Genomic DNA, 6,222 nt, shown 5'->3' with positions numbered 1-6,222 from the left:
GGCATCATCGGCGTCGGCTTCCTGGCTGTGCCGGTGATGACAACGGGGGCGGCCTACGACCTGGCCCAGACCTTCGGCTGGAAGCACAGCCTGCATGCCCGGCCATCCGAGGCGAAGGCCTTCTACCTGGCCATCGCCGGCTTCACCCTGGTGGCGATGGGGCTGAACTTCCTGGGCTTCAACCCGATGAAGGCGCTGGTCTGGTCGGGCATCGTCCAGGGATTTTCCACGCCGCCTCTGATGCTGCTGATCATGCTGATGACCGGCAGCCGCCGGATCATGGGCGAACGGGTGAACAGCCCGGCGATGAGCGTCCTCGGATGGGCCACGACCGCGATCATCTTCGCCGCCAGCGCCGGGCTGGTGGCGACCTGGTTCCTGTGAGGGCCGGCGATGCTCGTCTACGGCGACGCGGAGCGCGCGGAGAAGCCGGAGCAACAGCTCGGCCGGGTCACGGCGGCGCTTGATCGCGCCCACGCCGCGACCGCCGGGCTGGACCGCCACGACCACCTGGTCGAGGCGTTGATCGAGGCCGGCGCCTTCGCCCAGGGCGCGATCGACGCCGAGTTCGAGGCGGCCGGACGGGATGCCCCCTCCCCGCTCCGCGACGCGGCCACGGCCCTGCTGATCGCGCTCGCCGCCGAGGTCCGGCGATCCTGGGCGAGCGGGTTCCCGGCCGGGCCGGTGGATCCGGCCTCTCGGCACCGCATCGCCGCCCTGGCCGGGATGCCGCTGCCGGCGGAGATCCGCTGCCGCCTGGCCGAGGGCTTCGCCTTCTACGCGCTGTATCCCGAGGCCTATGTCGAGGCTTCCGCCGGGCTGGCCGGGATCCGGCCGGTGACGGTGATCGGCATCCGCAGCATCGGCCTGACGCTCGGCGCCGTGGTAGCGGAAGCCTGCGGCGCGGACAGGCTGGTCTCGGTCCGGCCGGTCGGGCATCCATTCCGGCGCGAGCTCGCCATCGATGCTAGTCTGGCCGCCGATCTGCTGCGCCATCCGGACACGACCTATATCGTCGCCGATGAAGGGCCGGGCCTGTCCGGCAGCTCCTTCGGTGCCGTCGCCGACTGGCTGGAAGCCCACGGCATCCATCGCGGCCGCATCCGCTTCTTCCCCGGCCATGGCGGCGAGCCCGGAGCGCAGGCGTCGCCCGCGCATCGCGAGCGGTGGCGCGCCACCACCCGGCATGTGGTGGAGTTCGACGCGCTGGCATTGCGGCCGCGCCAGCCCTGGCACGGGCTCGGCAGCTGGATCGGGGACCTGGCCGGGCCGGGACGTCTGGAAGACCTCTCCGGCGGCGCCTGGCGGGACTGCCTTGCGCTGCCGCGGGACCGCTGGCCGCCGGCGCAACGGCAGCAGGAGCGGCGCAAATTCCGCTGGGACACCGGCGGCCGCCGCTTCCTGGCGAAGTTCGCCGGGCTGGGCGGGCATGGCCGCGACAAGCTGGCGCGCGCCCGGGCGCTGCACGATTCCGGCTTCTGCCCCGAACCGGCAGGCTGCCGCCGCGGCTTCCTGGTGGAGCGCTGGATCGAGGAGGCGCGGCCGCTCGACCTCGCGGCTTTCGACCGCTCCACCCTGCTGCGCCGGATCGCGGCCTATCTCGGCTTCCGTGCCCGCAGGTTCCCTGCCACGCCGGGGAGCGGCGCCACGCCGCGGAGTCTGGCGGAGATGCTCTGCCACAACGCGGTCGAGGCGCTGGGTCCGGAAGCGGGCCAGGCTTTCGGCCGCCTCGCCCGCATGGCCGATCGGCTGGACCGGCGGATCCGCCGGGTGGAGACCGACAACCGGTTGCATTGCTGGGAATGGCTGCAGGATCCCAACGGCGCACTGCTGAAGACCGACGCCCTCGACCACTGCATGACGCATGACTTGGTCGGATGCCAGGACATCGCCTGGGACATCGCCGGCGCAGTGATCGAGTTCGACCTGGATCCGGATGAGCAGGCCGAGTTGCAGGCGCGGGTGGGACAGGACGCCGGGCATCCGGTCGACCCCGATCTGCTGCGGTTCCTCGCCCCGTGCTACGCCGCGCTGCAGTTCGGGTCCTGGAGCATGGCGCGGGCGGCCGACGGCGACCCGGACGAGGCCGTGCGGCTGGATCGCGAGGTCGGGCGCTATGCCCGGCATCTGCAAGGATTCCTGTCCTCAATTTGAAGCGGCGCGCACCCGAACGTGGAAGTGGAACCGGGTAAGTACCTATCCCGTTGGCCCCGTAGTTGAGCGCCCGACGTGCGCTCGAAACGCCACAGCGACCACACCGTTGACGGGTCCGGATGCGCCGACGCGCACCGGCCTCGCCAGGCCGTCCACGCCCGTCATTCCAAGGGGAAGCCGATCCATGTCAGAGACCATCCTGATCACCGGCGGCAAAGGCTTCATCGGCAGCCATGTGGCCGGCGCCCTGCTGCGGCGCGGCCATCGCGTCCGCGTCCTCGACAACCTGCTGGAGCAGGTGCACGGCAAGGGCGGCACGACCGTTGAGTTGCCGGGCGCCGAGTTGCCGGGTGACGTCGAGCTGCAGGTCGGCGACGTGCGCGACGAGGTCGCAGTGGCCCGGGCGCTGAAGGGCGTCGACGCCGTGATCCACCTCGCCGCCGAGGTCGGCGTCGGCCAGAGCATGTATGCGGTGGACCGCTACGTCTCGGTCAACGATCTCGGCACCGCCACCCTGCTGCAGCGGCTGATCGCCAACCCGGTGCGCCGCGTCGTCGTCGCCTCGTCGATGAGCATCTATGGCGAGGGCCTGTATCGCACCGCGGACGGCGATCCGGTCGAGGATGTGATGCGGCCCGAGCGCCAGCCCGGCAGCTCCTGGGACCCGCTGGACCGGCAGGGCCGGCCGCTGATCCCGGCACCGACGCCGGAATGGAAGCGGCCGATGCTGGCCTCGGTCTACGCCTTGACCAAATACTGCCAGGAACGGCTGGTCCTGACCGTCGCCGGCGCCTACGGCATGCAGGCCGCGGCGCTGCGCATGTTCAACGTCTACGGCCCCGGCCAGGCGCTGTCGAACCCCTACACCGGCGTGCTGGCGATCTTCGCCTCCCGCATCCTGAACGGCCAGCGGCCGCTGGTGTTCGAGGACGGGCAGCAGCGGCGCGACCTGGTGCATGTCTCCGACGTCGCCGAGGCCTTCGCCCTGGCGCTGGAGCATCCGAAGGCCGCGGGCGGCGTCTTCAACGTCGGCAGCGGCCGGGAGCGGACGGTGCTGGAGACGGCGCAGGCCCTGGCCGACGCCATGGGCCGGCCGGAGCTGGAGCCGGAGCTGGTCGGCAAGGCCCGGGCCGGCGATGTGCGCCACTGCTTCGCCGATATCGGCAAGGCACAGGCCGAGCTGGGCTTCGCCGCGACCAAGGATTTCGGCGAGGGCCTGGCCGAGCTGGCGGAATGGGTCGCGGCCCAGCAGGCGGTCGACCGGGTGGCGGAGGCGCGGCGCGAGCTCGAATCCCGCGGGCTGGTGGCATGACCAGGCCCTCTCCCGCCGTCATCGGCCGCCGGCCCGTCCTGGTGACCGGCGGCGCCGGCTTCATCGGCTGCAACCTGGCCGACCGGCTGGCCCGCGACGGGCATCATGTGCTGGTGCTGGACGCGCTGGCGCGGCCAGGGGTGGAGCGCAACCTCGACTGGCTGCGCCGGACCCATCCCGGCCGGGTCTCCGCCGTCATCGCCGATCTGCGCGACGGCGAGGCCGTGGCCGCCGCGGCACGGCAGGCGCAGGCGGTGTTCCATCTCGCCGGTCAGGTCGCCGTCACCACCAGCCTGGACGACCCCTGGACCGATTTCGAGGTCAACGCCGCCGGCACGCTGCGCCTGCTGGAGGCGCTGCGCCGGCACAATCCACATGCGCCGCTGGTCTTCGCCAGCACCAACAAGGTCTATGGCGACCTGGCGGATATCCGGCTGGAGCTGGCGGACGACGCCTATCGCCCGATCGATGAGGACCTGCGCGGCCGCGGCATCGGCGAGGACCGCCCGCTGGATTTCCACACGCCCTATGGCTGCTCCAAGGGCACGGCGGACCAGTATGTTCTGGACCACGGCCGCAGCTTCGGGATGCGGACCGCGGTGCTGCGGATGAGCTGCATCTACGGCCCGCACCAGATGGGCACCGAGGATCAGGGCTGGGTCGCGCATTTCCTGATCCGCGCCCTTGCCGGCCAGCCGATCACCATCTTCGGCGACGGCCGCCAGGTGCGCGACATCCTGTTCGTCGACGACGCGGTCGAGGCCTATCTCGCCGCCTGGCGGCGCATCGACGCGGTTCGCGGCAAGGCCTTCAATCTCGGCGGCGGGCCGAGCAATGCGATCAGCCTGCGGCAGCTGCTCCGCCATGTCGAAGCGCTGACCGGTCGTCCGGTCGATGTGGAGTTCCGCGACTGGCGGGCCGGCGACCAGCGCTACTACGTCTCGGATATCGACCGCGCCCGCGAGGCCCTGGGCCTGCCGGAGCCCATTCCCTGGCGCGATGGGCTGGCCCGCTTGGCGGGCTGGCTGCGCCGGCACTCTGTCGGCGCCGAACCCATCCTTCCCGATTCCCGCGAACAGCGAGCGGAGGCCATCTCGTGAAGATCGCCCTGATCAACCCGCCCTGGCGCTACGACCACAGCATCTATTTCGGCTGCCGGGAGCCGCATCTGCCGCTCGAGCTCGGCTACTCCAAGTCGCTGCTCGAGGCCGCCGGGCATGAGGTGCTGATGCTCGATGCCCATCTCTGCGGCACGGAGATGCAGGCGCTGGCCGAGGAGACCGCGGCCTTCGGGCCGGACATGACGGTGGTCACCACGGCGCCGACCTATCTGTTCTGGCGCTGCGCCCCGCCGGAGCTGCGCATCCCGCGCGAGTTCCTGGTGGCGCTGGACGGCCGCGGCGGCCGCACCGTGGCCGTCGGCCCGCACGCCTCGGTGACGCCCGAGACCACGCTGCGCAAGCTCGGCGCCGACATCGTCGTGCGCGGCGAATGCGAGGAGGTGGTGGCGGCGCTGGCCGAGAAGCCCGACCTGCGCCGGGTGCCGTCGATCGCCTTCCGCGAGGGCGGTGAGGTGGTCGTCAACGACGGCCTGAACGCCAGCAAGTTCACCGACCAGCCGGCGCTGCGCTGGCCGGAGGAGTGGGTACGGCGCCACCATCACCACCACCATCGCTTCGGCAGCGAGGCGCATGGCCCGGGCGCCGAGGTCGAAGCATCGCGCGGCTGCCCCTATCACTGCAGCTTCTGCGCCAAGATCGAGTTCCGCGACGCCTATCGCCGGCGCGAGCTGCCGATCCTGCTGGACGAGATCGACGGGCTGATCGCCCAGGGCGCGACCTATCTCTACTTCGTCGACGAGATCTTCCTGCCGCAGAAGCCGCTGCTGGAGGCGCTGGTTGACCGCCCGGTCGAGTTCGGCGTGCAGATGCGCATCGACCTGTGGAAGCCGGAGATGCTGGACCTGCTGGGCCGGGCCGGCTGCGTGTCGATCGAGGCTGGGGTCGAAAGCCTGACGCAAGAAGGCCGCGACCAGTTGACCAAGAACTGCAAGCTGTCGACAGACGAGCTGGCCGACCGGCTGCTCTACGCCCGCCGCAGCGTGCCCTTCGTCCAGGCCAACCTGATCAAGACCGCCGACGACGACCCGGAGATGATCGCCGCTTGGCGCGAGAGGCTGGAGCGGAACGGCGTCTGGGCCAACGACCCGGTGCCGCTGTACCCCTATCCCAGTTCGCCCGACTACCGGCGCCTCTGGGGCCAGCCCGACAGCCAAGCCTGGGAACGGGCGCATGAGCATTACCTGAGCCAGTTCGACCATTTCAGCGATATCCAGGACGAACGGCCCCTGCCCCTGAGAGAGCTGGAGGCCGCGTGCGGACCGGCGTGAGCACGCCCCGCCGGCTGCTGATGACGGCGGACGCGGTCGGCGGCGTCTGGTCCTACGCGCTGGACTTGGCCGCCGCCCTGGCCCGCCGGCACGAGGTCGAGACCACGCTGGCGGTGCTCGGCCCCCTGCCCGACGAGGACCAGCGCTGGTCCGCCGGGCTGGTGCCGGGGTTGCGGCTGGTCGAGACGGCGCTGCCGCTCGACTGGCTGGCCGGCCGGCCGAAGGAGGTCGAGGCCGCCGGCCGCCGCATCGCCGCCCTCGCGGTCGATGCCGGCGCCGAGATCGTCCAGCTGAACACCCCGGCCCTGGCGGCCAGGGCAGTGTTCCCGGTGCCGACCGTCGCCGTCCATCATTCCTGCGTCGCCAC

At 71.4% G+C, this 6,222-nt stretch carries 5 protein-coding genes and 1 pseudogene; all 6 read left to right on the top strand.

Going from position 1 to position 6,222, the window contains the following annotated elements; genetic code table 11:
* Nucleotides 1-384, top strand: a 384-nt coding sequence (locus tag ABDW35_RS30095; protein ID WP_343717531.1) for a divalent metal cation transporter, incomplete at its 5' end; no start/stop codon positions are given.
* Nucleotides 385-393: 9 nt separating this feature from the next.
* The gene (locus ABDW35_RS30090) at nt 394-2,154 is read left to right on the top strand and encodes a hypothetical protein (protein ID WP_343717530.1); all 1,761 of its coding nucleotides are present in this window, start codon (nt 394-396) and stop codon (nt 2,152-2,154) included.
* Nucleotides 2,155-2,338: 184 nt separating this feature from the next.
* Complete coding sequence (locus tag ABDW35_RS30085) at nt 2,339-3,466, top strand: NAD-dependent epimerase/dehydratase family protein (RefSeq protein WP_343717529.1); 1,128 nt, start codon at nt 2,339-2,341, stop codon at nt 3,464-3,466.
* Nucleotides 3,463-4,566, top strand: coding sequence for an SDR family NAD(P)-dependent oxidoreductase (locus tag ABDW35_RS30080; protein WP_343717528.1), 1,104 nt, complete (start codon nt 3,463-3,465; stop codon nt 4,564-4,566). Before ABDW35_RS30085 ends, ABDW35_RS30080 begins: the two co-directional genes overlap by 4 nt.
* Entirely contained in the window at nt 4,563-5,855 is a 1,293-nt protein-coding gene (locus tag ABDW35_RS30075; protein ID WP_343717527.1) for a TIGR04295 family B12-binding domain-containing radical SAM protein, read from the top strand. The genes ABDW35_RS30080 and ABDW35_RS30075 overlap by 4 nt, the downstream gene beginning before the upstream one ends.
* Nucleotides 5,840-6,222 (top strand): annotated as a pseudogene (locus ABDW35_RS30070) (glycosyltransferase family 1 protein); the annotation flags it as partial. The gene ABDW35_RS30075 and the pseudogene ABDW35_RS30070, both read left to right, overlap by 16 nt.

Origin of the sequence: Inquilinus sp., assembly GCF_039594555.1 — a bacterium.
Lineage (GTDB): Bacteria > Pseudomonadota > Alphaproteobacteria > DSM-16000 > Inquilinaceae > Inquilinus.
The sequence above is the reverse complement of the archived record's forward strand: the minus strand, read 5'-3'. Positions and strand labels throughout refer to the sequence as shown.